The organism is Achromobacter spanius, from assembly GCF_002966795.1.
Classification (GTDB): Bacteria; Pseudomonadota; Gammaproteobacteria; order Burkholderiales; family Burkholderiaceae_B; genus Achromobacter; species Achromobacter spanius_D.
On the sequence record NZ_CP023270.1, the window covers coordinates 1,760,044 to 1,785,997 of the forward strand.

Sequence of the window (25,954 nt, forward strand, 5' to 3'; positions counted from 1 at the left end):
TTTTCTTTCCGCGGCAATGTTCCGATTTTTGTATTGAATGGTGCGCGGCCCCGCACCCTCGTTTTACGCTGTCATTTTCGAGGACCTCTTGACTCATCCGCCTGTCCATCACAACGCGCCGCCCGGTTTGCGAGCCTGGCTCGACAGCGTGGATGCGTCGCGTGAACCTTCGGTGCGGGATGTGACGATAGATGGCGTGCGCTGCATCATCAAGCGGCGCCGGCCCGGCATCCTGCAGGGCGTGAGCTATGTGCTGCGCTACGTGCGCGCCTTGTTCCTCGCCGTGGGCTGCAAGGTGTTCCTGGGCGAGTTTCCGCGCCCCAGCGTGCTGCTGCGCAATGGCCTGGCCCACGAAGGGCAACGCCTGGCGCAGTTGCTGGAAGCCGGTTGCCGTGTCCCCGAGGTATGGTGGCGCGAGCAGAACCTGCTCGTGCTGGAATTCGTGGGCGAAGACTTGGCGGACCTCATCCGCAACGAAGACTCCACCTCGCGCCTGTGGTTGACGCGTGCCGCGGCGGCCGACCTGGCCGCTTTCCATGCCCGCGGCATGTGGCATGGCGGGGCACAGATCCGCAACGTCACGCTGCGCGACGGCGAGATCTGGCGCATCGACTTCGAAGAAAACATCGGCGCGACGCTGTCGCGTCCGCTGGCGCAGGCGTACGACCTGTTCCAGATGCTGGCCTCGCTGGTGTCGCTGCGTAAACTGGGCGACGCCGATGCGCGCACGCTGGGCAAGCTGGCGCTCGACGTCTACCTGGACAGCAACCCCGACCCCGAGGTCCGGGCCCGCTTGAAGCGCCTGGCGCGCGTGCTGTGCGGCATTGCCATGCCGCTGCGCCCCGTCCTTGCCCGATTCCCCTCGCGCGACATCCAAGGGTTTTTCCGCGTCGCGGATATCCTGCAGCCGTTACTATTGAAGCCATGAACACACCCGCCGATTCCCAGCTCGAGTACCTGCGCGTCCCCCCTCATTCCATCGAGGCCGAACAGTCGGTGCTGGGCGGACTGATGCTGGACAACGCCGCCTGGGACCGCATCGCGGACGTGCTCATCGAAGAAGACTTCTACCGCCACGACCACCGGCTGATCTGGCACCACATTGCGCGCCTGATCGGTCTTGCGCGTCCGGCCGACGTCATCACCGTGCACGAGTCCCTCGTCAGCGCGGGCAAGGCCGAAGAATCCGGCGGGCTGGCCTACCTGAACGCCCTGGCGCACAACACGCCGTCGGCCGCCAACATCCGCCGTTACGGCGAGATCGTGCGCGAGCGCGCCATGCTGCGCAAGCTGGTGTCGATCGCGGATGAAATCTCCTCGGCCGCCATGAATCCGCAGGGCAAGGAAGCGCGCCAACTGCTGGACGAGGCCGAATCCAAGGTGTTCCAGATCGCCCAGGAAGGCGCACGCGGCGCGGCGGGCTTCCAGGAGATCCAACCGCTGCTGACGCAGGTGGTCGAGCGTATCGACGAGCTCTACCACCGCGAGAGCACGTCCGACGTGACCGGCGTGCCCACGGGTTTCACTGACCTGGACAAGATGACGTCCGGCATGCAGGGCGGCGACCTGATCATCGTGGCGGGCCGCCCGTCCATGGGCAAGACGTCGTTCTCCATGAACATCGGCGAGCACGTCGCAATTGAGGAGGGCCTGCCCGTGGCGGTGTTCTCCATGGAAATGGGCGCGGTGCAGCTCGCCATGCGTATGCTGGGCTCCGTGGGGCTGCTGGATCAGCACCGCATGCGTACCGGCAAGCTGATCGCCGAAGACTGGCCGCGCGTCACGCACGCCGTGCAGCTCATGCAGGACGCACAGGTCTACATCGACGAATCGCCGGCGCTCAGCCCCATGGAAGTGCGCGCCCGCGCGCGCCGTCTGGCCCGCCAGTGCGGCCAGCTTGGCCTCATCATCATCGACTACCTGCAGCTCATGTCGGGCAACGGTTCCGGCGAAAACCGGGCGACTGAAGTGTCGGAAATCAGCCGCTCGCTCAAGGGCCTGGCCAAGGAATTGAATTGCCCGCTGATCGCGCTGTCGCAGCTCAACCGAAGCCTGGAACAGCGCCCCAATAAGCGCCCCGTCATGAGCGACCTGCGCGAATCCGGCGCAATCGAACAGGATGCGGACGTGATCCTGTTCATTTACCGCGACGAGGTCTACAACCCCGATTCGCCGGACAAGGGCACGGCCGAGATCATCATCGGCAAGCAGCGTAACGGCCCGATCGGTTCGGTGCGCCTGACGTTCCAGGGCTCCAGCACGCGCTTCCTGAACTTCTCCGGCGCGCAGCCGCGGGACATGTACTGATCCCGGCAACGGCAACGGCTACGGCCAATAAAAAACCGCGCTTCGCAGCGCGGTTTTTTTTCGTCTTGAACGGCGATCAGTGCGTGGCGTCGGGCCGCTTGCCGTAGCGCGCCGCCAGCACGCCGCAGACCATGAGCTGGATCTGGTGGAACAGCATCAGCGGCAGCACCACCGCACCCACGGCGTGGCCGGCGAACAGCACCTGGGCCATCGGAATGCCGCTGGCCAGGCTTTTCTTCGAGCCGCAGAAGAGCAGCGTGATGCGATCTTCGATGCTGAATCCGAACAGCCGGCCGGCCAGTGCGGACAGGCCCAGCGCCAGGGCCAGGATCACGCAGCAGATCACGACCAGGCCAACCAGCGCGGGGATCGGGGTGCTGCTCCACAGGCCTTCATTGATGGCCTCGGAGAACGCCGTGTAGACCACCAGCAGGATCGAGCCCTGGTCCACGAACTTCAGCATGGCCTTGCGCTTGTGCACCCAGGCGCCGATCCAGCGCCGTGCAAACTGGCCCAGCACGAAGGGCAGGAGCAGCTGCAGCATGATCTTGCCGACCGCGTCGAACGAGATCGGCGCGCTGCCGGCGTTGGCCACGACCGTGCCGACCAGCAGCGGCGTGAGGAAGATGCCCAGCAGGCTGGACGCCGAGGCGCTGCACACCGCGGCGGGGACGTTGCCGCGCGCCATCGACGTGAACGCGATGGCCGACTGCACCGTGGCCGGCAGGCAGCACAGGAACAGGATGCCCAGGTAAAGCTCGGGCGTCACCAGCGGCTCCAGCACCGGCTGAAGGGCCAGTCCCAGCAACGGGAACATCAGGAACGTGGCCGAGAAGATGGTCAGGTGCAGCTTCCAGTGCGTGAGGCCGGCGATGATGGCCTCGCGGGAAAGGCGCGCGCCGTGCAGGAAGAACAGCAGGCCGACGGCCACATTGGTGATCCAGCCGAACACGACCACGCCTTGCCCATGGGCGGGCAGGAAGCTGGCGATGATGACGGTGCAGATCAGGTAGAGGGTGAAGCGGTCGGGCAGAAGTCGAACGAGGCGGGACATGGGATGGGAGGAAGAACGGAAAAGCGGCGGCGCGGGGCGCCGGAAACGGGGCGTATTGTAGACCCGCACCGGCGCGGGCTCTTCACCCGCGGGCCGCAAGCGTCCGCGTGCTGAGGCAGTCCGAGGCTCTTTCAGGCGCGCTCAGGTGCTCAGTCAGGTGATCGGGGCGTCATCGCCAGCGCCAGATCGAACGCCGTCACCAGTGAGGCATGGTCGGCCACGCCCCGGCCGGCGATGTCGAATGCGGTGCCGTGGTCCACGCTGGTGCGCACGAACGGCAGGCCGACGGTGACGTTCACGCCGTGGTCCACGCCCAGATACTTCACCGGGATGAGGCCCTGGTCATGGTATTGCGCCACCACGATGTCGAACTCCCCTCGGCGGGCGCGCATGAAGATGGTGTCGCCCGGCCAGGGGCCGCTTGCATCGATGCCTTCCGCGCGGGCGGCAGCGATGGCCGGTTCGATGATGTCCATGTCTTCGCGCCCGAACTTGCCGCCTTCGCCCGCATGCGGATTCAGTCCGGCGACGGCGACGCGCGGCGTCGCGATGCCCATCTGGCGGCAGGCGCGGTCCGCAAGCCGCATCGCAGTCAGCTCGGCCTGCGGCGTGATCCGCGCCATGACGTCGGCCAGCGCGACGTGGATCGTCACCAGCAGCACGCGCAGCTCATCGTTGGCCAGCATCATCGCGAAGTCCTGCGTCCCGGAGCGGTCGGCCAGGATTTCGGTGTGGCCGGGATAATCAATGCCGGCCTCGTGCATGGACTTCTTGTTCAGTGGGGCGGTCACGATGGCGCGGATGCGTCCGGCAAGTGCATCGTCGATGGCCGCGCACACATAATCGTAGGCGCCGCGGCCCGCCAGGGCGCTGACCTTTCCCAGCGGCAGGTCGGCGGGCAGGGCGGGACTGCAGGCCACGACCTGGATACCGGCCGCGTCCGGCCGGGCCTGTCTGATGTCCGCGATCTCGGTGATATCCAGACGGACGCCCAACTGCGTTGCCGCGCGGCGCAGCGCGCCAGCATCGCCATACACCACACTGGGCGCGCCCAGTCCCTGCGCACAGGCCTTGACGACGATTTCGGGACCGATGCCGGCGGCATCGCCCATGGTGATGCCCACGGGCAGGAGAGTGTTCACGGTGCTGGCAGAAAGAGGGGGGACACGGGAAATGCTACACCCGAAGCGGCGTGGCGCCGCGGGCGCTTACCGGGCGCTTATTGGGCGGTGTTCTTGGGGGGATCGATCGCCGCGCATTCGAACGTAACCGTGGCGCGCTTGGAACCCAGGCCGGTGGCGCGGTTGGACGTCACGCTGGGCTTGACGAGCTTGCGCCCGAGCGACTGGCAGTACTGGTCGGCGCGCTGCAATGCCTGGTTCTTGATCTCGACCCAGCTCAGCAACTGCGTGCCGGAGCTGTAGGTGACGCTGTATTGGTCCTTGGCGGTGGACGTGACCTCGCTCATGCTGGAACACGCGGTCAACAGGACGAGGAGGGCGGCGGCAGGGGCAAGGCGAGCAAGCATGAAAAATCCAGGATTCGCGACAGGCCCCATTACACCACCATGTTGCGCCCGCCGGAAAGACGGGCCCCGGGATTTGCGCGGCTCAGGGCGCCGCGACCGCGCTGCGACGGTCGACCTTTCTGCTGAGCACGATCGAGGTCTGCGTCTGCTTGACGCCGTCGATGAGTCCGATGCGATCGAGTAGCGCGTCCAGTTGCTCGTGGGTCTCGCAGCGCAGGAAGATCAGGTAATCATAGGGGCCGCTGACCGAAGACACTTCCTCGACCTCAGGCATCTTTTCCAGTTCGCGGATCACGGCGGCCGGCGTCTTAGGCAGCACGCTGATGAAGCAGTAGGCGCGCACCGCCGCCTCTTCGAGCAGCCGCCCAAGGCGCACGCCATAGCCGGAGACGATGCTCTCGCGTTCCAGCCGCGCGATGCGCGCCACCACGGTCGTGCGCGCAAGGCCAAGCTTGCGCGCCAGGATGGCGGCGGGTTCGCGCGCATTGGCCTGCAAGAGGCTCAGCAGTTGCCGGTCGATGGCGTCGAGTCGTTCGTTCATGCGATGGGCGATGGCGTTGAGCGGGAGGGCGAAGTGGCGACGGTACAGGCGCCTGCCTGCCCGCGTCAATGCGGCGCCGCTAGCCGTCGGATTCGGGCGGAATGCCGCCGTGATAGATGCGGCCGTCGAACTCGAAGCGCGTGATGGTCTTGTGCGCGGCATCGAAGATGCGGTCCCGGCTGGCGGCGTCCAGGCCGTCGTGGTCCGCAAAGTTGAAACGGCACAGGTCGATGTCGCTGTCGTAAAACGCGCTGTGCACGAAGCGGCTGACATCCGATTCGTGCGCAAAGTGCGCGAACTCGCGCAGTTGCTCCATTTCGTGGAACGAGCCGTTGCGGCTGACCAGCAGCATGCCGAACTTGCGTTCTTCGTCCGCCATCGGTTCCGGCGGCAGCGCCGCGCCATCACCGTACGGGTCCTGGCAGTCGAAGTGCGCGCCCGCTTCACGCATGGCAGCCAGCACGCGCTGCCATTCCGGTTCTTCCAGTGTCAGGCGGGCCATCATGTAGAACAGCCGCTGCCGGCCCAGCGTGCGGGGTTCCGGGCCGCCTACGTAACTGGGCCACGGCGTCGAGGCGTCCAGCCCGGCCAGCTCGGCCATCCTGCTGTCGGAGTAACCCAGCCTGTCCTGCAGCCGTTGCAGCGACTGGGCGCTTGGCGGGACGTAATTCTGCATCGTTTTCATGTGCGCGCTCCGGTTGTGCCGGGCGCCCGGAGGCAGCGCCGGCGGCGTGCGCCGCGGTGCCATTGCGGCTACGCTTCATGCTAGCGCCGAGCCCGGTGCTTGCCTAGCCGCGCCGAAGCCGGCCGCGCCTGAGCCGGCCGCGCCGAAACGCCATGCTAGGATTCGCGCCAGATTTCATTGCCAGGAGGCTTTACATCATGGACATCCAGGAACAGATCGCCGTTGTCGTGCACACCATCTCGCACCAGGGCGGCCGCATCGACGCGCTCAATACCGCGCTGCTCTCGATGCTGCATCTGGCAAAGAATTCGCCGGGCCTGCGCGAGGCCATCGAGGCACAGCTAGAGCAGAATTACTCCGGCCTGCTGGCGCGTTCCGAGAATCCGCAATATGTCGCGGGCTTCGAAAGCGTGCGCGACATGGTCCTGACCGCCCTGAAGTGATGCGCCCGGCCGCAGTTACCCACAGGTTCTGTGGACAAGCCTTGGGATAGCGCGGGCATAGATCCACAAATCCCTTCAATTTCAACGGCTTGCGCGGGGCGGTCAAAAGCGGCTCCATTGCGCTGATACGACGCGCAACGCGTCCGCCGCCACGGCAGGCCAAGCCCGGGTAATATGCGGCCCCATGCGGAATCAGTATTCATTGGAACGCCGGAACCTCGCCTTGGTGGCGCGCGTCTCGGAAGCAGCAAAGCTGGCGGCATTTGACCCCGGCAAGCTTTCCCCCGAGGCGAGGGAGAGCTGGGAGCGCATGGGCCATGGCTTCAAGGCGTGGCACGACTTCGACCAGCGTCACCCGATCCTGCGCCGCCTGGCAAAGCTGCCGCTCATCGGCGCCCTGTACCGCAATGCGCGCCGCCGCCATGTGCAGCGCGCAAGCGGCAAACTGGTGTTCTGACCGCGCCCGCCGCTACCGGCGGCGGCGCGCGTAGACCTGATAGGCCAGCCACACCAGCACGCCGAGCGCCACCGCGACGGCCAGCTTGGTCTCCACGCCATGCAGGCGTCCCAGCAGCGCCTCGATCGTCCGGCCGAACACAAACCCCAGCAGGCTGAAACAGGCCGCCCAGATCACGGCGGCGATGGCGTTCAGCGCCAGATAACGCAGGGCCGGCACCTTGGACACGCCCAACGCAACGGGCCCGACCGTCCGCAAGCCATACAGAAAGCGCAGGGCCAATATGAATCCGTTGGGATATCGGTCAATCGCGGCCAGCGCCTTGTCGAACGCGGGCTTGGCGCGGATGCGCTGCACGTAGCGGTGATCGCGGTAGCGGCGGCCCAGCAGGAACAGCAGTTGGTCCGCCATGAACGAACCGGCGAACGCGCAGAGCATGACGTAGGGCAGGTGGAACAATCCCTGGTGCGCCAGGAAACCGGCAAACACCACCACGCTTTCGCCTTCCAGGAAGGTCCCGCCCAACACGGCCCACAGGCCATAGTCCGCGATGAATTGATGCAGTGCCGCGTTCATCCTGTCCTTTCTTCCACGATGCGCGCGAGCGTCACCAGTGCGTGCGAGATTTCCGGCGTGATGCGTTGTCCGCAACTGATGCGCAGGAAGTGGTTATAACGGGCGCCATTTGAAAACATCGCGCCGGGCGCCACCCGGATCCCCTGCCGCAGCCCCGCCTCGAAGACGTCCATGCCCGACACGCCCTCGGGCATTTCCACCCAGAGCAGCATGCCGCCTTGCGGCACGCTCAGCCGTGTGCCCCGCGGAAAATGCGCGGCAATGGCTTCGGCGGTCAGGTCGCGCTGTGTTTTCAGCTCGCGCCGCAGCCGGGACAGATGGCGGTCGTAGGCGCGCGAGCCCATGTATTCGGCCACGGCGATCTGCGCCAGCGGTTCGTTGGGACGGCTTTGCGCGAACTTGAGCATGGCGATACGGGCCTTCCACCGGCCGCCGAGCAGCCAGCCCAGCCGCATTCCCGGCGCCAGTGTCTTGTGCATCGACGAACAATAGATGACGTTGCCCGTGGCATCCCAGGATTTCGCTGCTGCCAGCGGCGTGTCGTCGTCAGTCAGCGCGCCGTACGTGTCGTCCTCGATAAGCGGCACCTGTTGGCGCTCGCACAGCGCCACGAGCCGCGCCTTGTGTGCGTCCGGCATGACGCAACCGAGCGGATTATGAAAATTCGGCACGACGACCACGGCGCGGATGTTGCCGTGGGTCTGGAACGCCAGGTCCAGCGCTTCGATCGACAGTCCGTGCTGCGGGCTGGTGGGAATCTCGAGCGCGCGCATGCCCAGGCTTTCCAGGATCTGCAGCAGACCGAAGTAAGCGGGCGACTCCACGGCAATGGTGTCGCCGGGGCGCGCGACGGCGCGCAGCGCCAGATTCAGGGCTTCGATGCAGCCGTGCGTGACGATGACATCGTCTGGTGTGGCGTTGATGCCATTGGCCAGCGCGCGGCGGGCCAGCACCCCGCGCAGGTCGGGGTGTCCTTGCGGCGGCACGGGACTGACCAGCACCTCAGGCGACTGACGCAGGGCGCGCGTCATTGCCTGCTTGAGCGCCTCCATCGGATAGGCCTGCGGCACGGCCGCGGCCAGCGCGAAGTTGGCGCTGACGCGGTGCGCCTCGCATTTGGCGATGAAGTCCGAAACCCGGTCATGAATGCCGACATACTGTGCCGCGCCAAGGGTCTGGCGGATATCGGGCTCGCTTACGGGCGGAATGCTGTTGCGCCGGGGCTTCAGGACGAAATAGCCGGAGCGGGGGCGGGCCTCGATCAGGCCGTCGTCCTCGAGCTGGCGGCAGGCCTGCAGCGCCGTCGACAGGCTGACGTGATGGGTGCGCACCAGCGTGCGAACCGATGGCATGCGCTGGGCAGGGGCCAGAACGCCGGTCTGGATGGCGCGCCGGTAGTGATTGGCCAGGCGTAGGTACAGCGGTTGAGGTTCCATGCGCCGATCTTGCTCCCCGGGGTTGGACGGTGGGTAGGCACAGATGCAGGCAAAGTACACCATAACAGCCACAAAATCGACCCTCTGCATCGGTACAGAAAGCCAGTTTGTGTGGCTGTTGCGCAAAGCAGGGCGGGCGTAGCCTGTGATGGTCCTTCTGGAGATCATCATGACCCCGCATTCCGACCCCGCTGAGCCAGGCCTGCGCCTGGATCTTCCCGCCGGCGCCAGCCGGGTATTCGTCCTGCGCGCAGGCGCCGCCGTCGTCTGCGTGGAGGGCAGCGTGCGCGTCGAAGAGGCCGCAAACGGCCTGGAAGCCGCGGGTGGACTGCATCGCGTCGTTCCGGTCCGGCTCAACGCAGGCGAGGTTCATGGGGTGTCTTACGGCGGGGCAGTGCGCCTGACCGCACTGGGCGGCACGCAGGTGATCTGCCTGGATCCTGCCGGACGCCTGGACACGATTCAGCGCTGGGCAGCCGCTTTTTTTCGTGGATTTCTGTCGAAAAACGGAAACATTCGCGTGGGTGCGCTGCACAAGATTTCAAAATGATGTATGATTCACACATCAGACGCGGGGTGGAGCAGTCTGGCAGCTCGTCGGGCTCATAACCCGAAGGTCGTAGGTTCAAATCCTGCCCCCGCAACCAGTTTCAAGCAGTACCCGGCCTTCCGGCGGCGCGTGTCAAACGCACCCGGCAAGGCCGCAGTAAAAAGGCCGCGACAGTGTCGCGGCTTTTTTTTCGTCTGGCGATTGCGCTGGGTCATGCCCGGGCTGTGTCCGGAGTTTCCCGAGTATCCGCGGCCGCACACGGCCGCAACCCTGCGCTACCATGGGCCACGCGCGCTACATTGCCGCACAGAAGGAGTGTCCATGGGAACCGCAAAATACGATCATCCCGGCTACGTTGCTGATACGGGCGCTGAGGGCAAGTACCACGTGGGCATCTGGTGCCCGCATGGGTATCCGGCCCACATCCATATCGGCCGTCCGGCCGACCGCGGCGATCCCTCTGCGTTGCTGAGGTTGCGCATCCCCGATGGCGTGTTCCAGTCGCTGCCGGACGATCCCGAAACCCTCTGCCGCCGCGCGCTCGGTCAAGCGCTCGACGCCGGTCTGCTGCGCAGCGTCGCGGTCGACGGCGAATACCAGGAACTGCGTTTCCAGCTCGATGCCGAGCCCTGGTCCGGTCCGATGCAGGCGGCTCAGCGCGCTTGACGTTTCCCCCCGGGGAGCGCGGCAGTTACCCACAGGGATTGTGGAAAACCCTTGGGATAGCTGCTGCGTATATCGGATTTTTCTAGCAAAAACATAGGCTTGGCGTCTGCGGTCAAGAAATGGTCGGCGCCGCCTTTTCGTGGCGATAGCGACGCGCACGCCGGCTGGTGGCCGGCGCCGCCGTGAGACAATCTGCGTCCCGTGGCCCGACGCCCGATTGTTCTCCGTCTCGATTCCTCCCGCATGCGTTCCGCTTTTTCCCTTCCGCGTCCTGTCATGAAGGCGACGGCGCCATGAGCCTGTCCGCCAAACGCGTTGCCATCATCGGGGGCGGCCCCGCCGGCCTGATGGCGGCGGAAAAGCTGAGCGAAGCCGGGGTGCAGGTGGACGTCTTCGACGCGATGCCCTCGGTGGGGCGTAAATTCCTGATGGCGGGGCGGGGCGGCCTGAACTTGACCCACAGCGAGCCCGCCGAGCCTTTTCTCGCCCGCTTTGGCGACCGCGCCCCAAACGTGCAGCCCTGGCTGCAAACGATGGACGGCGCCGCTCTGCGCGAATGGGCCCATGCGTTGGGCATCCAGACGTTTGTGGGTTCGTCGGGCCGGGTGTTTCCGCAGGAGATGAAGGCGGCGCCCCTGTTGCGGGCCTGGCTCGCCCGGCTGCGCGGACAGGGCGTGCGGTTTCACATGCGGCATCGCTGGCTCGGCTGGGGCGATAACAAGTCTGGCGTGGATTCCCTGCGTTTCGTGACGCCCGACGGTGAAGTGCGCCATGGCGCCGATGCCGTCGTGCTGGCGCTGGGCGGCGGCAGTTGGGCCAAGCTGGGATCCGATGGCGCCTGGGTGCCGGATCTGCAGTCGCACGGCGTGCCGGTCGCGCCACTGCGGCCCGCCAATTGCGGGTTCGACGTGGAATGGTCTGAACACTTTCGCAGCCGCTTTGCGGGCCAGCCGGTCAAGTCCGTGTCCATGGCCTGTGGCGGACCCGCCCGCCAGGGCGAATTCGTCGTCTCCGAGACGGGTATTGAAGGCAGCCTCGTCTATGCCTTGTCCGCAACGCTGCGAGACCAGATCGACGCGGACGGCAGCGCCGTGGCCATGCTGGATCTGGCGCCGGACTGGCCGCACCAGAAGGTGATGGCCGCCGTGACGCATCCGCGCGGCGCCCGCTCCATGTCGAGCCACCTGCAGAGCCGCCTGGGCCTGACCGGTGTCAAGGCCGGGTTGCTGCGTGAATGCGCCAGCGCCGAAGACTTCAAGGACCCCGAACGCCTGGGCCAGCGGATCAAGGCCTTGCCGTTGACGCTGGTGCGGCCGCGCCCGATCGACGAGGCGATCAGCACGGCGGGGGGCGTCGCACTCGAGGGGCTGACGGCCGGGCTGATGCTCAACGCCGCGCCCGGCGTGTTCTGTGTGGGGGAAATGCTGGATTGGGAGGCGCCAACGGGCGGCTACCTGTTGACGGCCTGCATGGCCAGCGGCGCATCCGGCGCGGCTGGCGTGATTGATTTTTTGAAAGGGCAGTCCTGAGCGGACCGCCGCGTGCAGACCTGATCAGGAGCCCGAAGATCAGGAACCAGTCGTGTGGGGCGCCATGCTCATCGGCGCACGGGGCGCCAGGTCGCTGACCACGTGGCCGACCACGGGCGGTTCGCCTTCGGGCTGCGAGATGATGCCGATCACGCGGGTGATGGCGCTGGCGGGAATGGTCGTCCCGTGGGCGGGATCCTGCACCAATTGCCAGATCGTGGCGTTCGCCATGCCCGTGTCGCCCTCGGTCAGGTCGAGGTTGTCCAGGCAGTTGCGCGCAAAGGAAGACCAATCCGAAGCATTGCAGGGCAGACCGTGTGAGGTTGCCAGGCGGGCCAGGGCCAGCGGCGCGTCGGCCTGGCTTGCGGCATGCTGGGCAGCGGCGCCCAGCGTAACGTCCAGGGACAGCAGGCGGAGGAACTCAACAACGTTGTCCGTGCTCATCTTGTAGTCTCCTTCCTTTGGGGGCCGTTCTGTTTGATCGCCAGCCGGGCCGCTTGCCGGGTTGTCATCCCGGACCTTGTCCAAGCATCGACACCAGCGACTGCTTCAGGCGCGACGAAAAAATCGGCACCGTATGCGCGACACCGCTGCGGTCGATGCCTTCTTTGAGTTCGACTGACTGCCCCAGAAATATTTCCGGTGCGGCAGAAACTTCGTTGTACCGCGCCAGCAATTCATTCACCTGGGCCTGCGCGTCCGACAGCGAGCTGCTGTCCGCCAGCTTGCCCGCGGCATGCGCCTGCAGGATGCGATGCAGGTCGTCAATGAACAGCGCCAGGGCGGCCTGTCCTCGGCACTGAGGCTTTTCCCAGCCCCAGCCTTGCGGGCTGGATCCGGTGGGTTGTGATGCTTGTTTCTTCGTCATGTGCGCATCCTAATCCATTGGCGGCAAATACGCGACAGGCGAGAATGCCTCGCAAATGTCACCGGCGCGTAAGGGTGGTGACGGTTTCTTGTCGGTGTTGTTACACGTGGCGAACCCGTGCCACCAAAGATGCTCGCGGTCTCCCTGCAATCCCCCTTAAGTCGCATGGAGTGGGGGGCGTGCGCCCCGGCGGCCACCTCTCGCGCAAATTGGGGCCTTTGAGGTATGCTGGGTTCGGTTTTTTCCATGCCCAGACAGGAGATGTTTATGAAGAACAAAGTCTTTCTCGTCATGATGCTTTCGATTGCTGCGCTGACGGCGGGGTGCAACACCGTCGCCGGGGCCGGTAAAGATATCCAGCGGGGCGGGGAAAAGATCGAAGGGGCCGCGGAAAAGCGCTAAGGCGCCCGGCTCTTTGCCGTCACGACGGCGCAAGGCCACGCACGGAACGCCAAAAATTGGCATTTCCGGCGTGGCCTTTTTGCAGCCGCTGGCATAATCGCGGAAGTCCGAATAGCAATGGCGGGAAGAATCATGCGCAAGTCTGTATGGGTGGCTGTCACGTTGGCAGCTACGTTGGCCGGTTGCGCCAGCACCGGGGTCTACGAGTCGGAAACCGCCAAGAAGGAAACCTTCAGCGTCGACACCAATTACCAGGCGGCGTTCCGCCGCGCCGGCGAATACGTCCGCACGTGCCATACGCAGGTCAGCCATCCTTATGGCGTCTCATATGCCTGGCGCCATACCCTTGGCGAGAAAGGCGCGCCTGACGAAATCAAGCTTTACAAGGTCGGCCAGCCGGCAACCGTGCTGGAATTGATTTCCGCCGAGGCCGACGGTCCCGCCACCTCCAAGGTGACCGTGACGGTCCTGGGTGAAGGCCGCTGGGACGAGGCCGAGATCGCGGCGGCGCGCAAGTCGATTCAGAGCGCGACGCCCGTTTGCCGCAGCGCCACCGGCGGCTGATCCATGGACCCCCGCGCCCAGCAGCTCCGCGCAAACGGCACGTCGTTCGCGCTGCTGGCCGGCGCGTTCCGCTTTCTGGGGTGGTTGAACGGCGGCGCTGCCCTGGTTCTGGTCGGTTTCTCACTGGGCATTGTGGGGTCGGACATTGCCGCGCCCGATCTGCAGATTCCCCTGTTGTTGTTTCTTGCCGGCCTGGTGCTGGCAGGCCTGGGCGTGGCGTTTGCGTACCTGGCGCAGGTCAGCCTGTTGCGGCAAGGCTACAACGGTCATCTGACGCGCGGCCATTGGCCCGCGCAACTGCTGGCGCTGTTGTGCTACGTGGCCAGCATGCTGGCTTTCTGCGGGGCGTGCTGGTTCTCGGTAGGGCAGGTGGCGACTGCCACGCCGCAGGCGGCGGCCTACGCACAGCGTTAAAAATACGGGGTAAACCCGTGTGCGCAAAAATGTTGGACTTGTGTGGATGGTCGGAATAATATGCGCACTGCGTATATAAATCCTCTTTTTGGGGCCAGTCATGAGCATCTCCCAGCAAGCCTTTCTGCGCGACGCCATGCGCCGCCTCAACCTCACCCGCGATGTGTTCGCCACGCGTATCGGCGTCAAGCGCCGGGCGCTTGATACCTGGCTTCTGCCGGAAGGTTCGCAGGAATTCCGGGCGATGCCGGAAGTGGTGCAGCGCTTCGTCACGGAAATCGTGCAAAACGGCGTGCTGCTGGAAAAATATACGCAAAGCGTACAAGACGGCCCGCTGCGTGATCGCATCGCCCTTGAAGGCAAGAACCAGCTGCTGTCGGTGGACCAGTTCACCCGCGACTCCGTCGAAGACCTGTTCCGCGTGGCCGACATGATGCAGCCCATCGCGCGCCGCCAGAAGGTGTCGCGCGTGCTGGAAGGCGCCGTGCTGGGCAACCTGTTCTTCGAGGCCAGCACCCGTACCCGCGTCAGCTTCGGTTCCGCCTTCTGCCGCCTGGGCGGCTCGGTGTGCGACACCACCGGATTCACGTTCTCGTCGATGGCCAAGGGCGAATCCATCTATGACACCAGCCGCGTCATGAGCGGCTATGTGGACGCGATGGTCATCCGCCATCCCGACCAAGGCTCGGTCGCGGAATTTGCGCGTGCGACGAACATCCCCGTGGTCAACGGCGGCGACGGTCCCGGCGAACACCCCAGCCAGGCGCTGCTGGACCTGTACACCATCCTGACCGAATTCTCGCGCCTGGGTAAGCTGCTGGACGGCGCGCATATCGCCATGGTCGGCGACCTGAAGTACGGCCGCACCGTGCATTCGCTGATCAAGCTGATGGCGCTGTACAAGAACGTGAAGTTCTCGCTGATTTCGCCCAAGGGCCTGGAGATGCCGACCTACATCGTCGAGCAGGCCAGCCGCAACGGCAACATCATCGAACAGAAGTCCTCGCTGGCCGAAGGCCTGGCGGGCGCCGACGTCATCTACGCGACGCGCGTTCAGAAGGAACGCTTCGCCAACGAAGAGAACGAAGGCTACACGCCGGACTTCCAGGTCAACCGCGCCATCATCGACGCCTACTGCAGCCCCGAGACGATCGTGATGCACCCGCTGCCGCGCGACAGCCGTCCTGGCGCCAACGATCTCAGCGTGGACCTGAACCACGATCCGCGTCTGGCCATCTTCCGCCAGACCGACAATGGCATTCCCATCCGCATGGCCATCTTCGCGGTGCTGTTGGGCGTGGAAGGCCTGGTGCAGCACTCGCTGCGCGATGTGACGTGGCAGCATCCGTCGCATGTCGGTCCCGACGATTCGGTCTTCCACGGCCTGGATTGACGTCAACCGCCCGTGGCGGCGCCGCAAGCGCGGCCCCGCCACGGAGAATTCAAGCATAATCCGCGCTGGTTTTTCGGGCGCGTGCCGCAGCCAGGCGCGCACGCCGTTCTTGGGCGGATGAGCTTATGTCTTCGAGCAGTACCGGTGTTCCTCCTGCGGCCCCCGCAAACGCGGCCGCGGCCAATGCGGCCAGCGGCCACGATTGCTACCTGAGCGCATCCAATGCGCAGGCCTGGGAAGCGGTCTATCAATCGGTTGACGCCGATACGCGCGGCCTGGTTGCGGCAGTGGTGTCCGACCACGCCACGCAACTGGTGGACGCCTTCTATTCCACCTTGCTCGCCGATGCCGAGGCCGGTCCGCGGCTCTCGCATGAAATCGTGTCGACCCGCTTGCATCGCGGCATGACGCACTGGCTGAAGGGCCTGCTCTGCGTGCGCGACCAAGGCGATATCGACGTGCTGCTGGCCACGCAGAAAAAGGTCGGCGAGGTCCACGCGCGCGTCCATATTCCGATTCATCTGGTGATGGCCGGCGCCCGCATCCTGAAGAACGAGATCGCGCAGCGTTTGCACGGAAGCGGTCTGGATGGCATGGCGGTGTCGATGGCCACGCAATACGTGTGCAACCTGTTCGATCTGGCGATCGAGCAGATGAGCCGCGCATTCATGCGCGATATCAACCGGGGTGCGCGCAACGACGAGGCGTATCGCCTGTTCGCGTTGGGGCAGAACATCTCGACCGAGCGCGAGCGCCAACGCGCCGCGTTGCTGGAGTGGAGCCAGGCCGTGCTGATCGGCCTGCATTACCGGACGCCGGAGCAGGCGTTGCCGCGCCTTGCCGCGTCGGAATTCGGCCTGTGGCTGCAGCACAAGGGTGCGGTGCTCTTCGAGAGCGCGCCGGCGCTACGCCAGATCACGGAAGCCGTGGCGCGACTGGATGACGCGGTGCTGCCGCGCATGATGCAGGGGGGCGGTCACGAACAGGAATCGCTGCCCGACCAGGTCCGGGAACTGCAGGAGCTGGTGGCGCGCATCAAACATTTGCTCAACGGTCTGTTCGACATGGTGGCCGAGATTGAAAGCGGCAGCGATCCGCTCACCAACGTGCTGAACCGGCGCTTCCTGCCGTCCGTCATCGGCCGCGAGATCGCGCTGGCCCAGCGTCAGCGGTCGAGCTTTTCGGTGCTGCTGCTGGACATCGATCACTTCAAGGCCATCAACGATGCGCATGGCCACGCGGGCGGTGACCAGATTCTGCGGCAGTTCGCCGAGGTGGTTCACCAGACCTGTCGATCCAGCGACTTCGTGTTCCGTTATGGGGGCGAGGAGTTTCTAGTCGTGCTGGTGGACACAGGACCCGGCGCCGCGCTGGCCGCGGCTGAAAAACTCAACGCCGAGATCCGCCGGCACCGCTTCATGATGGCCGAGTCCGGCACGTTGCAGGTGACGGCCAGCATCGGCGTCGCAACGTTTGACGGCCATCCCGACTATGCGTACCTGATCGATCGCGCCGACAAGGCGTTGTACAAGGCCAAGCAGGCCGGCCGCGACCGCAGCGTCGAGGCATGAAAAAGGGCCGCTCTGAAAGGGCGGCCCTTGCTGTGGATGCGCAAAAGAAGATTTAGATCTTCTTTTCGCCGCCCAGTGCCTCGACCAGCTCGGCCATCATCTTGGCCAGTTCGCCGGTCATCAGCATCATGTCGGAATCGAACTTCTCGTCGTCGTTCGCGGCGACGCCTTCGTTGCCTTCCTTCAGCACGTCCAGGGGCGCCACGCGCTTGACGTCCAGGCCTTCGGTCAGGACGAACGACACGCGGTCGGCCCAGGTCATGGCCAGGCGGGTGCACTGCTTGCCGGACTGGATGTGGCGGCGCACGTCGTCGGCGTCGATGGAGTGCTTCACGTAGCGGATCGCCGCGCCGCTTTCGCCGGACGAGCGCAGCTCGGTGTCCTGGTCGATGGTGAAGTTGCTGGGCGCTTCGTCCTCGGCCAGCCAGCCGGTCATGGCAGAGGCGGGCGACTGGGCGACGTACAGGTTTTCCAGCGGGAAGGGATCGACGCACTTGGCAAGCAGGCCGATGACTTCGTCGGCCTTGGCCGAAGCGGCCGCGTCAATGACGAGCCAGTTGTTCTTCGGATCGATCCAGACGCGCGTGTCGCGATAAACGCTGAAGGCGCGCGGCAGAAGCTCGTCGGTGACGCGCTCCTTGATTTCCTTCATCTGCTTGCGGCCCGGCTTGTAGCCTTGCTGCTCTTCGATTTCCTGGGCGCGCGCCTTGGCGACCTGGTTGATCACGGTGCCCGGCAAAAGCTTCTTTTCGGCGCGCAGGCTGAGCAGGATCTGGCCATTGACTTCGTGGGCCAGACCGCCGTTCTCGCGCGGGGGCACCCAGCCCAGGCTTTGCATTTCGAGGTTGTTGCCAGACTGGTACGCATGCTTCGCCAGCGTGTCTTCAAGCTGATCGCCTGTCAGGGTCCAGGGCGAGGAGAGGCGGTAAATCTTGAGATTCTTGAACCACATGAGCGTCGGCCAAAAGGGTTGATTCTATACGACGCGGCGGCTTTGCCGAAGGGGTTGCGCGCCCCGGCAACAGGCGACACGTTCTGTCACTGACAGTGATCGGCCTATCCGGTAATGTCCCGCGCACCAACGTGAGATTGGAGTGAACACATGAAAATCATTGGCGCGATCCTGATTGTCCTGGGCGTGGTTGCCTTGGCCTACAAGGGCTTCAGCTACAAGTCCGAGGAAACGGTCCTGCAGATCGGATCCGTGAAGGCCACCGCGGAAACCGAGAAGTCGGTTCCCATCCCGACGTGGGCAGGCATTGCCGCGATCGTGGCGGGCGTGGTCGCGATCGGCGTGGGCATGCGTCGTTGATCGCAACCGGCCGCCAGGCCGGCGCGCTGCATGAAGAGGGCGGTCGCATTGCGGCTGCCCTTTTTCTTTGCTGCGTGGCCGCAGCATTCGCGGCCAAAAAAAAGCGGCCCGGCTCAATAAAGAGTCGGGCCGGTACGGGAGCACACAATGCCGCGTCATAAAAGGCTCGCGGGGAACGCGGCATCGGTGTCAGAAGAGCAGCCCTGCAATCGTCTGACAGGGGGATCAATCGTCAGGCAATCTTGCGCAAGGCCGTAATCTGAGCGCCCAGTCTACTGGCGCCGGTCTGACATGGTCCTGAAAGTGCGAATAAAAAAAAAGCTCCAATAAGGAGCTTTTGAAAGGCCGGGCAGGCGCAGCAGTCCCGCCCGGCGGGGGATGGTCTATCAGGCGTTGATGTCGTTGTCCTTGGATTCGCGCACGAACAGCGTGCCGATGACCAGGGTCATGACCGCGATGATGATCGGATACCACAGGCCGTCGTAGATGTTGCCGGTGGCAGCCACCACTGCGAATGCGACTGGAGGCAGGAAGCCGCCGAACCAGCCGTTGCCGATGTGGTACGGCAGGCTCATCGACGTGTAGCGGATGCGCGTCGGGAACATTTCCACCAGCATGGCGGCAATCGGGCCGTACACCATGGTCACGTACAACACCAGGATCGTCAGCAGCACCACGACCATCACGTTGTTGGTCTGAGCCGGATCGGCCTTGGCCGGGTAGCCGTGGCTGCGGATGGAGGAGGTCAGCGTCTTGTCGAGTTCAGCGACCTTGGCCTTGAATTCGGCGGGCGCCAGCGAGCGGCCGTCGAACGAGGTGAACTCTTCATTGCCGATCTTGACGCGGGCCACCGAACCGGCCGGGGCCGCTTCGTTGCGGTAGTTCACCGAGTTGCGGGCCATGAACGACTTGATCACGTCGCAAGAGCTGGTGAACGACGCCGTGCCCACGGGGTTGAACTGGAACGAGCACGTGCTCGGATCCGCGATCACCGTGACCGGAGCGGTGGCTTGCGCCTTTTCAAGCGCCGGGTTGGCGAAGTGCGTGAGGCCCTGGAAGATCGGGAAGTAGGTCGCCGCGGCAATCAGGCAGCCAGCCATGATGATGGGCTTGCGGCCGATCTTGTCCGACAGCGCGCCGAAGATCACGAAGAACGGCGTGCCCAGCAGCAACGCAATGGCGATCAGGATGTTGGCGGTGTTGGCGTCGACCTTCAGCGTCTGCGTCAGGAAGAACAGGGCGTAGAACTGACCCGTGTACCAGACGACGGCTTGGCCGGCGGTCAGGCCCAGCAGCGCCAGGATTACAACCTTCAGGTTCTTCCATTGGCCGAACGATTCGGCGATCGGCGCCTTCGAACCCTTGCCTTCTTCCTTCATGCGCTTGAAGGTGGGGGATTCGTTCAGTTGCAGGCGGATCCACACGGAGATGCCAAGCAGCACCACCGAGATCAGGAACGGAATGCGCCAGCCCCAGGCCTTGAACTCGTCTTCACCCATGAACGTGCGGATGCCGAGGATGACCAGCAGCGACAGGAACAGGCCCAGCGTCGCGGTGGTTTGAATCCAGGACGTGTAGAAGCCGCGGCGGCCGTGCGGGGCGTGTTCGGCAACGTAGGTCGCCGCGCCGCCGTATTCGCCGCCCAGCGCCAGGCCTTGCAAGAGGCGCAGGACGATCAGGATGGCGGGTGCGGCCAGGCCGATGCTGGCGTAGCTGGGCAGGATGCCGACGAGGAACGTGGACAGGCCCATGATCACGATCGTGACCAGGAACGTGTATTTGCGTCCGACCAGGTCACCCAGCCGGCCGAACACCAGCGCGCCGAACGGACGCACCGCGAAACCGGCCGCGAAGGCCAGCAGCGCGAAGATGAAGCCCGCGGTCGGGTTCACGCCAGAGAAAAAGTGTTGGGCAATGATGGCTGCGAGCGAGCCGTACAGATAGAAGTCATACCACTCGAACACCGTGCCGAGTGAAGACGCGAAGATGACCTTGCGCTCCTCCTTGGTCATCGGACGCGGATCCGCGGATGGACCGCGGCCTGCCATGGTAGTTGTGCTCATGATGTCTCCTCGTTTTTAGGCCGGCGGTTTTCCGCCGTGCTTGACCCTCCGCCGGCGAGACCGACATCGAGCTATCGCCACATTGGGGGCCGAGGCTGACGAGGTTCTGACGTGACCCTTACTCGAATCTTAAAATTGAAACAAATAGTAAGTTCACGGGGGAGTGCTAGGGATAGTCCTTAGGCGTCCGATGCCTCTGACGCAGGCGTATAGAGGGGAAAAACGACGCGGATGCGCGTGCCGGGCAGGCTGGAGTGCTCGGTGGCATGGTCGCCGATCTCGACGCTTGCCTGATGCTTCTGCGTGATTTCGCGCACGATGGCCAGGCCCAGTCCGCTGCCATCGGACGTCGTGCCGAGCACGCGATAAAAGCGGTCGAACACGCGCTCGCGCTCCTCGGGCGCAATGCCCGGTCCCGAGTCCTCGACTTCCAGCACGCCCTGGCCGCCCGCCTGCAACACGCGCACGGTGATATGGCCGCCGCGCGGGGTGTAGCGCAGCGCGTTGTCGACCAGGTTGTTCAGCAATTCGGCCAGCAGCAAGGGATTGCCGTTGATCTCGACGGGCGTGTCCGACCCTTCGAAACCCAGGTCCGTGCTGAGCGACAGCGCCAACGGCACCCAGTGCATGGTCTGCTCGTACGCGATGGCGTTGATGTCCGTGCGCGTGAGGCCAATGGCGCTGGGGTTCTCGGCGCGGGCCAGGAGCAGCAACTGATTGACGAGCCGCGTCGCGCGCTCGGAACCGGTCACGAGCTGGCGCAGGCTGGATTGCATTTCCTCGGGACTGGCGTCGCGCAGCGCCAGTTCGGCCTGTGTGCGTAGTCCGGCCAGCGGGGTCTTCAACTGGTGCGCGGCGTCGGCCACGAACCGGCGCTGCGCCTGCACGTTGGCGGACAGGCGGTCCAGCAGGTCGTTCATGGCCGCGACCAGCGGTGCGATTTCGGACGGCGCGGCGCGCTCGTCGATGGGCGAGAGGTCGTCGGGCCGCCGCGCGCGCAGCCGCTGCTGCAGCGCATTCAACGGCGCCACGCCGCGCGACAGTCCGAACCAGACGAGCAGCACGGCGATGGGCAGCACCACGAACTGCGGAATGATCACGCCCTTGATGATGTCGTTGGCGAGCTGCGTGCGCTTTTCCACGGTCTCGGCCACGATGAATAGCGCCGGCTGCGTGCCGGGCAGGTGCAGGTCCACCCACGTGAAGGCCAGCCGGATGCCGAAGCCCCGCAGCGTGTCGTCCTCGTACTGGACCTCGCCGGGGCGGGGCTGGCCCACGGTGGCGGGCAGCGGCAGCGCGCGGTCGCCGCCCAGGTATTCGCCGCGGCTGCCCAGCGCCAGCCAGAACACGCTGTCCGTCTCGTCGGCGCGCAGCACGTCGCGGGCGGCATCGGTCATCTTCAGCACCGCGCGGCCATCCTGCGCGTGGACCTGACGCGTCAGCACATGCAGGTTGTTGGCCAGCGCCCGGTCGTACGGCACGTTGGCGATGTTCTGCGCCACCACGTAGGTGATGGCGACGCTCATGGGCCACAGCAGAAACAGCGGCGCCAGCATCCAGTCCAGGATCTCGCCCAGCAGCGAACGCTGGGGCGGCGCGAAGCTCGGGCCCTTGGACCCGGCTTGCATGATGTCCAGGGCTTCCTGGTTGAGCGGCTCTGGGGCGGGCTCAGCTTGCGAGGTACGCCGCACCCTGGTCCCGCTCAAGACAGTAGCCCAGGCCACGCACGGTGACGATCTTCACGCCGCTGGGCTCCAGCTTTTTGCGCAGGCGATGCACGTAGACTTCGATGGCGTTGGTGCTGACTTCCTCGCCCCATTCGCACAGGTGATCCACGAGTTGGGTCTTGCTGACCATGCGTCCGCTGCGGGTCAGCAGGATCTCGAGCAGGCTGACTTCGCGGGCCGACAGATCCAGCGTCTGATCGTCGACAATGGCGACGCGGCCGGTCTGGTCAAACAGCAGCTTGCCGTGCTTGAGCATCGTGGCGCCGCCACCCGCGCCGCGCCGCGTCAGCGCGCGTACCCGGGCTTCGAGTTCGGACAGCGCAAAGGGCTTGGCCATGTAGTCGTCGGCGCCCAGGTCCAGGCCCTTGACGCGCTGTTCGATGCTGTCGGCGGCGGTCAGGATGAGGACGGGCAGGGCGGAATTGCGGGCGCGCAGGCGGCGCAGCACTTCCAGGCCGGCCAGTTGCGGCAGGCCGAGATCCAGGATGAGCAGGTCGAAAGCCTGGGCGGCCAGCGCGGAATCGGCGGACAGTCCGTCGCGCACGGCATCCACGGCATAGCCGTTGTGGCGCAACGAGCGGGACAGGCCGTCGGCCAGGATGCTGTCGTCTTCGGCGATCAGGATACGCATGGGCTGCTGCTAGGAAGAAACACACCGGCCCGGGGGCGGAAAAAGGGCAAAATACCGGGATCGCTCCGGATTCTGTCATACGCCGCCGGGCTTGCCACTCAGGGTATACGTGCAAAGAACTGGCACACTGGTTATTTGTCCAGTACAATCCGATGCCATAATCTGAACCTCATTGCCAGACCCGCAGTTTTCCGACTTCCAGATACGTTACAGACAGGACTCCTCATGGACGACAAAACCACCAAGGCCGCCGCTTCGGAAAAAGCCAAGGCGCTTGCCGCCGCACTTTCGCAGATCGAAAAGCAGTTCGGCAAGGGCTCGATCATGCGCTACGGCGACAACGAGGTCTCGCACGACATTCAGGTGGTTTCCACGGGTTCGCTCGGTCTGGATATCGCACTGGGCGTCGGCGGTTTGCCGCGCGGCCGCGTCGTTGAAATCTACGGTCCGGAATCGTCGGGCAAGACCACGCTCACGCTGCAGGTTGTGGCCGAAATGCAAAAGCTGGGCGGCACCTGCGCCTTCGTCGACGCGGAGCACGCCCTGGACGTGCAGTACGCCTCCAAGCTGGGCGTCAACCTGGCCGATCTGCTGATCTCGCAGCCGGATACCGGCGAACAGGCACTGGAAATCACTGACGCGCTGGTGCGCTCGGGTTCGGTCGACCTGATCGTCGTCGACTCCGTGGCCGCCCTGGTTCCCAAGGCCGAAATCGAAGGCGAAATGGGCGATTCGCTGCCCGGCCTGCAGGCCCGCCTGATGAGCCAGGCGCTGCGCAAGCTGACCGCCACCATCAAGAAGACCAACTGCATGGTCATCTTCATCAACCAGATCCGGATGAAGATCGGCGTCATGTTCGGCAACCCCGAAACCACCACCGGCGGCAACGCGCTCAAGTTCTACGCGTCCGTGCGCCTGGACATCCGCCGCATCGGCTCCATCAAGAAGGGCGACGAGGTCGTCGGCAACGAAACCCGCGTCAAGGTCGTCAAGAACAAGGTGGCGCCGCCGTTCAAGCAGGCTGAATTCGACATCATGTATGGCGCGGGCATCTCGCGCGAAGGCGAAATCATCGACCTGGGCGTGGCCGCCAACGTCGTCGACAAGTCGGGCGCCTGGTACAGCTACAACGGCAACCGCATCGGTCAGGGCAAGGACAACGTCCGCGAATACCTGAAAGAACACAAGGACATGGCCATCGAGATCGAAAACCGCGTCCGCGAAAATCAGGGCATCGTCAGCCGCGCCGCTGAATTCGTGCCCACGGCGGAAGACACCGCCGAATAATTTCGGGGCATTCGACAGGGCTGGCCGCGATTCCGGCAAGCCCCATCGCCGGCCCGGCTGGGCCGGGAAACTGCGGCAGGCGCCAACATGGGCCTGCCGTTTTGCTTAGCAAGCAGGAAAGCGCATGAGCTGGAAATCGACTCCCGCGTCCGCCGAGCGCCAACTCGCCAGGTTGGACGACGAATTCGAAACGGTCGCCAAGCCGCAAGGCTTGCGGCGCACGTCCGATGCACGGGTGGCGCGCGAGGCCGCGGCGTCTGACGATTCGCCCGATGGCGCTGAATCTTCCGGCCTGTGGCAGCGCAGTTCCGAACAGCGAAGCTCCAATCAGCGCGGCGCCGCGCGCGGCCGGCGTGCCGACGCTGCTGGCAACGACGGCGAAGCGTCAACGTCCGATGGCAAGCCGGCGCGCAAGGGGCCGTCGCTGAAGATGCGGGCAGTGGGGTATCTGTCGCGGCGAGAGCACGCGCGCGAAGAATTGGCGCGCAAGCTGGCTGCGTACGCCGAGGACGCCGCCGAGGTCGAATCCGTGCTGGACGCGCTCGAAAAAGAAGGCTGGCTCTCCACCGAGCGCTTTGCGCAAAGCCTGGTTCATCGGCGCGCCTCCCGGCAGGGCGCGGCACGCATCGTGCAGGAACTGCGCCAGCACGGCGTGGACGACAACCAGGTCGCGGAACTGCGCGACCAGCTTCGCGCCACCGAATACGACCGGGCGCTTGAAGTCTGGAAAAAGCGCTTCAGCGCCAAGCCCGAAGATCGTGCGGCCTACGCAAAGCAGGCGCGTTTTCTGGCCAGCCGGGGTTTCGCGCACGACGTCATCCGGCGCATCCTGGGCGAGGGCGACGAAGACTGACGCGGGGCCGGCGCCATCACTTCGCCGACTTGATGCCCGACAGCGTCTTGAAGCAGACGTCGCGGGTGATCGTCAAAAATTCGTCGATATACGAGGCGTCCGTGTCCTCGCTGCGCACCGTGGCATACAGCGTGCGCCACACCCCTTGCGGCCCCAGGCGGCAGAGCCGCAGCCATCCCTGGTTCATGTATTCCGTCAGCGCCCAGTTCGGCAGCGCCGCCACGCCGCGATTGCTGGCCACGAGCTGCGCAATGATCGGCGTCAGCTCCGCCTTGCGGATGGCGGCCGGCTCGACATCCGCCGGGTCCAGAAAGGCGGTAAAGACGTCCAGACGCTGCTTGTCCACGGGATAGGTAATCAGCGTCTGGTCCGCCAACTGTTCCGGCACGATGAATTTGCTGCCCGCGAGCGGGTTGGATTCGGACACGGCCAGCACCAATTCATATTTGAATAGCGGCAGGTACTCCACGGCATCCAGCGGCTGGGGGTCCGAGGTGATGACCAGGTCCAGGTCGCCGCGCACCAGCGCGGGCAAGGGGGCGAACGAGAACGCCGCGGACAGGTCCAGCGCCACATCCGGCCATTGCACCCTAAAGGCGTCCAGCGCCGGCATCAGCCACTGAAAGCAGGAATGGCAGTCGATCGCCAGGTGCAATCGGCCGGTGCGGCCGGCCGCGAGCCGCTGCAGGTCGCGTTCGGTGGTGCGGATGCGCGGCAGGACGTCGTCGGCCAGCGCCAGCACCCGCAGGCCGGCCGTCGTCAGGCGGGCCGGCCGCGTGCGGCGATTCAACAGGGGCGTGCCCAGCCGGGTTTCCAGGTCTCGCAATTGATGCGACAGCGCGGACTGCGTCAGGTGCAGGCGTTCGGCTGCTTCCTGGAGGCTGCCGCCATCCCGGATGGCGGTCAGTGTTTCAAGGTGGCGGATTTCTAGCATCGAGGCGGCTTCACACAGGACAAATCTACGGGGTAATCCGGGCGCCAACCCGTGGGCGTCCGGAACGATTCGATATTCTATGAGAATTCTTCATCTTATGAATGTAGACATTGATTTTGATTCATTTAGCTTTGCAGTCAAAATAACCGTCACTTGAACAAAT

General features: G+C 64.9%; 29 protein-coding genes and 1 tRNA gene. 16 read left to right on the forward strand and 14 right to left on the reverse strand.

Annotated features, from left to right (window positions below):
- The first annotated feature begins 88 nt into the window (after nucleotides 1-88).
- A complete protein-coding gene (locus CLM73_RS07870; protein WP_105241418.1) occupies nucleotides 89-928 on the forward strand; it encodes an RIO1 family regulatory kinase/ATPase in 840 nt (279 codons plus the stop codon).
- Nucleotides 925-2,307 carry a replicative DNA helicase gene (locus tag CLM73_RS07875; protein WP_105237992.1) on the forward strand — a complete coding sequence of 461 codons (1,383 nt, stop codon included), beginning with the start codon at nucleotides 925-927 and terminating at the stop codon, nucleotides 2,305-2,307. Before CLM73_RS07870 ends, CLM73_RS07875 begins: the two co-directional genes overlap by 4 nt.
- Before the next feature lie 76 nt (nucleotides 2,308-2,383).
- On the opposite strand, the gene CLM73_RS07880 is transcribed toward CLM73_RS07875, so the two are convergent.
- The 5 genes from CLM73_RS07880 to CLM73_RS07900 all read right to left on the reverse strand — a co-directional run bounded on the left by CLM73_RS07880 (nucleotide 2,384) and on the right by CLM73_RS07900 (nucleotide 6,115).
- Complete coding sequence (locus CLM73_RS07880) at nucleotides 2,384-3,361, reverse strand: bile acid:sodium symporter family protein (protein WP_105237993.1); 978 nt, start codon at nucleotides 3,359-3,361, stop codon at nucleotides 2,384-2,386.
- 149 nt (nucleotides 3,362-3,510) lie between these two features.
- Entirely contained in the window at nucleotides 3,511-4,503 is a 993-nt protein-coding gene (pdxA, locus tag CLM73_RS07885) for a 4-hydroxythreonine-4-phosphate dehydrogenase PdxA (protein WP_105237994.1), read from the reverse strand.
- 77 nt (nucleotides 4,504-4,580) lie between these two features.
- Complete coding sequence (locus CLM73_RS07890) at nucleotides 4,581-4,889, reverse strand: hypothetical protein (protein ID WP_105237995.1); 309 nt, start codon at nucleotides 4,887-4,889, stop codon at nucleotides 4,581-4,583.
- Between the two features lie 82 nt (nucleotides 4,890-4,971).
- Nucleotides 4,972-5,430, reverse strand: coding sequence for an Lrp/AsnC family transcriptional regulator (locus CLM73_RS07895; RefSeq protein ID WP_056569385.1), 459 nt, complete (start codon nucleotides 5,428-5,430; stop codon nucleotides 4,972-4,974).
- A 79-nt stretch (nucleotides 5,431-5,509) separates the two neighbouring features.
- Nucleotides 5,510-6,115, reverse strand: a complete 606-nt coding sequence (locus tag CLM73_RS07900; protein ID WP_105237996.1) for a hypothetical protein — start codon at nucleotides 6,113-6,115, stop codon at nucleotides 5,510-5,512.
- A gap of 197 nt (nucleotides 6,116-6,312) precedes the next feature.
- Between CLM73_RS07900 and CLM73_RS07905 the strand changes: the two genes are divergently transcribed.
- A complete protein-coding gene (locus CLM73_RS07905) occupies nucleotides 6,313-6,558 on the forward strand; it encodes a hypothetical protein (protein WP_105237997.1) in 246 nt (81 codons plus the stop codon).
- A gap of 202 nt (nucleotides 6,559-6,760) precedes the next feature.
- Nucleotides 6,761-7,015, forward strand: a complete 255-nt coding sequence (locus CLM73_RS07910; RefSeq protein WP_234015825.1) for a hypothetical protein — start codon at nucleotides 6,761-6,763, stop codon at nucleotides 7,013-7,015.
- 12 nt (nucleotides 7,016-7,027) lie between these two features.
- Here CLM73_RS07910 and CLM73_RS07915 read toward each other — a convergent pair whose 3' ends face one another.
- Nucleotides 7,028-7,591: a DedA family protein gene (locus tag CLM73_RS07915; protein ID WP_105237999.1), complete on the reverse strand. Its 564-nt coding sequence runs from the start codon at nucleotides 7,589-7,591 to the stop codon at nucleotides 7,028-7,030.
- Entirely contained in the window at nucleotides 7,588-9,027 is a 1,440-nt protein-coding gene (locus CLM73_RS07920) for a PLP-dependent aminotransferase family protein (protein WP_105238000.1), read from the reverse strand. The genes CLM73_RS07915 and CLM73_RS07920 overlap by 4 nt, the downstream gene beginning before the upstream one ends.
- Nucleotides 9,028-9,196: 169 nt before the next feature.
- Between CLM73_RS07920 and CLM73_RS07925 the strand changes: the two genes are divergently transcribed.
- From CLM73_RS07925 to CLM73_RS07940, 4 genes are all read left to right on the forward strand, one after another.
- Nucleotides 9,197-9,577, forward strand: a complete 381-nt coding sequence (locus tag CLM73_RS07925; RefSeq protein ID WP_105241419.1) for a hypothetical protein — start codon at nucleotides 9,197-9,199, stop codon at nucleotides 9,575-9,577.
- Between the two features lie 20 nt (nucleotides 9,578-9,597).
- Nucleotides 9,598-9,674 (forward strand) — tRNA-Met (locus tag CLM73_RS07930).
- Between the two features lie 224 nt (nucleotides 9,675-9,898).
- Entirely contained in the window at nucleotides 9,899-10,243 is a 345-nt protein-coding gene (locus CLM73_RS07935) for a hypothetical protein (RefSeq protein ID WP_105238001.1), read from the forward strand.
- 293 nt (nucleotides 10,244-10,536) lie between these two features.
- Nucleotides 10,537-11,772 carry a TIGR03862 family flavoprotein gene (locus tag CLM73_RS07940; protein ID WP_105238002.1) on the forward strand — a complete coding sequence of 412 codons (1,236 nt, stop codon included), beginning with the start codon at nucleotides 10,537-10,539 and terminating at the stop codon, nucleotides 11,770-11,772.
- Between the two features lie 39 nt (nucleotides 11,773-11,811).
- Here the strand turns inward: CLM73_RS07940 and CLM73_RS07945 are convergent, their stop codons facing one another.
- Both CLM73_RS07945 and CLM73_RS07950 read right to left on the reverse strand, forming a co-directional pair.
- Nucleotides 11,812-12,216 (reverse strand): hypothetical protein, encoded by a 405-nt coding sequence (locus tag CLM73_RS07945; protein ID WP_105238003.1) that lies wholly within the window; start codon nucleotides 12,214-12,216, stop codon nucleotides 11,812-11,814.
- Nucleotides 12,217-12,280: 64 nt separating this feature from the next.
- Nucleotides 12,281-12,640 (reverse strand): hypothetical protein, encoded by a 360-nt coding sequence (locus CLM73_RS07950; RefSeq protein ID WP_105238004.1) that lies wholly within the window; start codon nucleotides 12,638-12,640, stop codon nucleotides 12,281-12,283.
- A 267-nt stretch (nucleotides 12,641-12,907) separates the two neighbouring features.
- Here CLM73_RS07950 and CLM73_RS07955 point away from each other — a divergent pair, with 267 nt between their 5' ends.
- The 5 genes from CLM73_RS07955 (at nucleotide 12,908) to CLM73_RS07975 (ending at nucleotide 16,984) form a co-directional block, all read left to right on the forward strand.
- Nucleotides 12,908-13,042 (forward strand): entericidin A/B family lipoprotein, encoded by a 135-nt coding sequence (locus CLM73_RS07955; protein WP_105241420.1) that lies wholly within the window; start codon nucleotides 12,908-12,910, stop codon nucleotides 13,040-13,042.
- 132 nt (nucleotides 13,043-13,174) lie between these two features.
- Entirely contained in the window at nucleotides 13,175-13,606 is a 432-nt protein-coding gene (locus CLM73_RS07960; protein ID WP_105238005.1) for a BPTD_2524 family lipoprotein, read from the forward strand.
- 3 nt (nucleotides 13,607-13,609) lie between these two features.
- The gene (locus tag CLM73_RS07965; RefSeq protein ID WP_105238006.1) at nucleotides 13,610-14,020 is read left to right on the forward strand and encodes a hypothetical protein; all 411 of its coding nucleotides are present in this window, start codon (nucleotides 13,610-13,612) and stop codon (nucleotides 14,018-14,020) included.
- A 100-nt stretch (nucleotides 14,021-14,120) separates the two neighbouring features.
- Nucleotides 14,121-15,413, forward strand: coding sequence for an aspartate carbamoyltransferase (locus CLM73_RS07970; protein WP_056569372.1), 1,293 nt, complete (start codon nucleotides 14,121-14,123; stop codon nucleotides 15,411-15,413).
- 125 nt (nucleotides 15,414-15,538) lie between these two features.
- Nucleotides 15,539-16,984, forward strand: a complete 1,446-nt coding sequence (locus tag CLM73_RS07975; RefSeq protein WP_105238007.1) for a diguanylate cyclase — start codon at nucleotides 15,539-15,541, stop codon at nucleotides 16,982-16,984.
- A gap of 52 nt (nucleotides 16,985-17,036) precedes the next feature.
- Here the strand turns inward: CLM73_RS07975 and CLM73_RS07980 are convergent, their stop codons facing one another.
- The gene (locus CLM73_RS07980; protein ID WP_056567374.1) at nucleotides 17,037-17,936 is read right to left on the reverse strand and encodes a recombination-associated protein RdgC; all 900 of its coding nucleotides are present in this window, start codon (nucleotides 17,934-17,936) and stop codon (nucleotides 17,037-17,039) included.
- Between the two features lie 150 nt (nucleotides 17,937-18,086).
- Here CLM73_RS07980 and CLM73_RS07985 point away from each other — a divergent pair, with 150 nt between their 5' ends.
- Nucleotides 18,087-18,296, forward strand: a complete 210-nt coding sequence (locus CLM73_RS07985; protein ID WP_056322527.1) for a hypothetical protein — start codon at nucleotides 18,087-18,089, stop codon at nucleotides 18,294-18,296.
- Between the two features lie 386 nt (nucleotides 18,297-18,682).
- Here the strand turns inward: CLM73_RS07985 and CLM73_RS07990 are convergent, their stop codons facing one another.
- The 3 genes from CLM73_RS07990 to CLM73_RS08000 form a co-directional block, all read right to left on the reverse strand.
- On the reverse strand, nucleotides 18,683-20,344 hold the full coding sequence (locus CLM73_RS07990; RefSeq protein ID WP_418904946.1) for an MFS transporter: 1,662 nt from the start codon (nucleotides 20,342-20,344) through the stop codon (nucleotides 18,683-18,685).
- Nucleotides 20,345-20,538: 194 nt separating this feature from the next.
- Nucleotides 20,539-21,915, reverse strand: coding sequence for a sensor histidine kinase (locus tag CLM73_RS07995; RefSeq protein WP_105241421.1), 1,377 nt, complete (start codon nucleotides 21,913-21,915; stop codon nucleotides 20,539-20,541).
- A 112-nt stretch (nucleotides 21,916-22,027) separates the two neighbouring features.
- Entirely contained in the window at nucleotides 22,028-22,717 is a 690-nt protein-coding gene (locus CLM73_RS08000) for a response regulator transcription factor (RefSeq protein ID WP_056567365.1), read from the reverse strand.
- A gap of 225 nt (nucleotides 22,718-22,942) precedes the next feature.
- Here CLM73_RS08000 and recA point away from each other — a divergent pair, with 225 nt between their 5' ends.
- Nucleotides 22,943-24,004: a recombinase RecA gene (gene recA, locus CLM73_RS08005; protein WP_056322539.1), complete on the forward strand. Its 1,062-nt coding sequence runs from the start codon at nucleotides 22,943-22,945 to the stop codon at nucleotides 24,002-24,004.
- A 124-nt stretch (nucleotides 24,005-24,128) separates the two neighbouring features.
- Nucleotides 24,129-24,857, forward strand: coding sequence for a recombination regulator RecX (recX, locus tag CLM73_RS08010; RefSeq protein ID WP_105238009.1), 729 nt, complete (start codon nucleotides 24,129-24,131; stop codon nucleotides 24,855-24,857).
- Nucleotides 24,858-24,873: 16 nt separating this feature from the next.
- Here the strand turns inward: recX and CLM73_RS08015 are convergent, their stop codons facing one another.
- Nucleotides 24,874-25,791, reverse strand: a complete 918-nt coding sequence (locus tag CLM73_RS08015) for a LysR family transcriptional regulator (protein ID WP_105238010.1) — start codon at nucleotides 25,789-25,791, stop codon at nucleotides 24,874-24,876.
- Nucleotides 25,792-25,954: the final 163 nt, after the last annotated feature.

What these genes read in the sequence shown, in the direction of transcription:
- CLM73_RS07875 (WP_105237992.1), top strand. Translation starts at nt 925, where the DNA reads ATGAACACACCCGCCGATTCCCAGCTCGAGTACCTGCGCGTCCCCCCT.
- CLM73_RS07880 (WP_105237993.1), bottom strand. Translation starts at nt 3,361, where the DNA reads ATGTCCCGCCTCGTTCGACTTCTGCCCGACCGCTTCACCCTCTACCTG.
- CLM73_RS07890 (WP_105237995.1), bottom strand. Translation starts at nt 4,889, where the DNA reads ATGCTTGCTCGCCTTGCCCCTGCCGCCGCCCTCCTCGTCCTGTTGACC.
- CLM73_RS07895 (WP_056569385.1), bottom strand. Translation starts at nt 5,430, where the DNA reads ATGAACGAACGACTCGACGCCATCGACCGGCAACTGCTGAGCCTCTTG.
- CLM73_RS07900 (WP_105237996.1), bottom strand. Translation starts at nt 6,115, where the DNA reads ATGAAAACGATGCAGAATTACGTCCCGCCAAGCGCCCAGTCGCTGCAA.
- CLM73_RS07905 (WP_105237997.1), top strand. Translation starts at nt 6,313, where the DNA reads ATGGACATCCAGGAACAGATCGCCGTTGTCGTGCACACCATCTCGCAC.
- CLM73_RS07915 (WP_105237999.1), bottom strand. Translation starts at nt 7,591, where the DNA reads ATGAACGCGGCACTGCATCAATTCATCGCGGACTATGGCCTGTGGGCC.
- CLM73_RS07920 (WP_105238000.1), bottom strand. Translation starts at nt 9,027, where the DNA reads ATGGAACCTCAACCGCTGTACCTACGCCTGGCCAATCACTACCGGCGC.
- CLM73_RS07925 (WP_105241419.1), top strand. Translation starts at nt 9,197, where the DNA reads ATGACCCCGCATTCCGACCCCGCTGAGCCAGGCCTGCGCCTGGATCTT.
- CLM73_RS07935 (WP_105238001.1), top strand. Translation starts at nt 9,899, where the DNA reads ATGGGAACCGCAAAATACGATCATCCCGGCTACGTTGCTGATACGGGC.
- CLM73_RS07940 (WP_105238002.1), top strand. Translation starts at nt 10,537, where the DNA reads ATGAGCCTGTCCGCCAAACGCGTTGCCATCATCGGGGGCGGCCCCGCC.
- CLM73_RS07945 (WP_105238003.1), bottom strand. Translation starts at nt 12,216, where the DNA reads ATGAGCACGGACAACGTTGTTGAGTTCCTCCGCCTGCTGTCCCTGGAC.
- CLM73_RS07950 (WP_105238004.1), bottom strand. Translation starts at nt 12,640, where the DNA reads ATGACGAAGAAACAAGCATCACAACCCACCGGATCCAGCCCGCAAGGC.
- CLM73_RS07955 (WP_105241420.1), top strand. Translation starts at nt 12,908, where the DNA reads ATGAAGAACAAAGTCTTTCTCGTCATGATGCTTTCGATTGCTGCGCTG.
- CLM73_RS07960 (WP_105238005.1), top strand. Translation starts at nt 13,175, where the DNA reads ATGCGCAAGTCTGTATGGGTGGCTGTCACGTTGGCAGCTACGTTGGCC.
- CLM73_RS07965 (WP_105238006.1), top strand. Translation starts at nt 13,610, where the DNA reads ATGGACCCCCGCGCCCAGCAGCTCCGCGCAAACGGCACGTCGTTCGCG.
- CLM73_RS07970 (WP_056569372.1), top strand. Translation starts at nt 14,121, where the DNA reads ATGAGCATCTCCCAGCAAGCCTTTCTGCGCGACGCCATGCGCCGCCTC.
- CLM73_RS07975 (WP_105238007.1), top strand. Translation starts at nt 15,539, where the DNA reads ATGTCTTCGAGCAGTACCGGTGTTCCTCCTGCGGCCCCCGCAAACGCG.
- CLM73_RS07980 (WP_056567374.1), bottom strand. Translation starts at nt 17,936, where the DNA reads ATGTGGTTCAAGAATCTCAAGATTTACCGCCTCTCCTCGCCCTGGACC.
- CLM73_RS07985 (WP_056322527.1), top strand. Translation starts at nt 18,087, where the DNA reads ATGAAAATCATTGGCGCGATCCTGATTGTCCTGGGCGTGGTTGCCTTG.
- CLM73_RS07990 (WP_418904946.1), bottom strand. Translation starts at nt 20,344, where the DNA reads ATGGCAGGCCGCGGTCCATCCGCGGATCCGCGTCCGATGACCAAGGAG.
- CLM73_RS07995 (WP_105241421.1), bottom strand. Translation starts at nt 21,915, where the DNA reads ATGCTGGCGCCGCTGTTTCTGCTGTGGCCCATGAGCGTCGCCATCACC.
- CLM73_RS08000 (WP_056567365.1), bottom strand. Translation starts at nt 22,717, where the DNA reads ATGCGTATCCTGATCGCCGAAGACGACAGCATCCTGGCCGACGGCCTG.
- recA (WP_056322539.1), top strand. Translation starts at nt 22,943, where the DNA reads ATGGACGACAAAACCACCAAGGCCGCCGCTTCGGAAAAAGCCAAGGCG.
- recX (WP_105238009.1), top strand. Translation starts at nt 24,129, where the DNA reads ATGAGCTGGAAATCGACTCCCGCGTCCGCCGAGCGCCAACTCGCCAGG.
- CLM73_RS08015 (WP_105238010.1), bottom strand. Translation starts at nt 25,791, where the DNA reads ATGCTAGAAATCCGCCACCTTGAAACACTGACCGCCATCCGGGATGGC.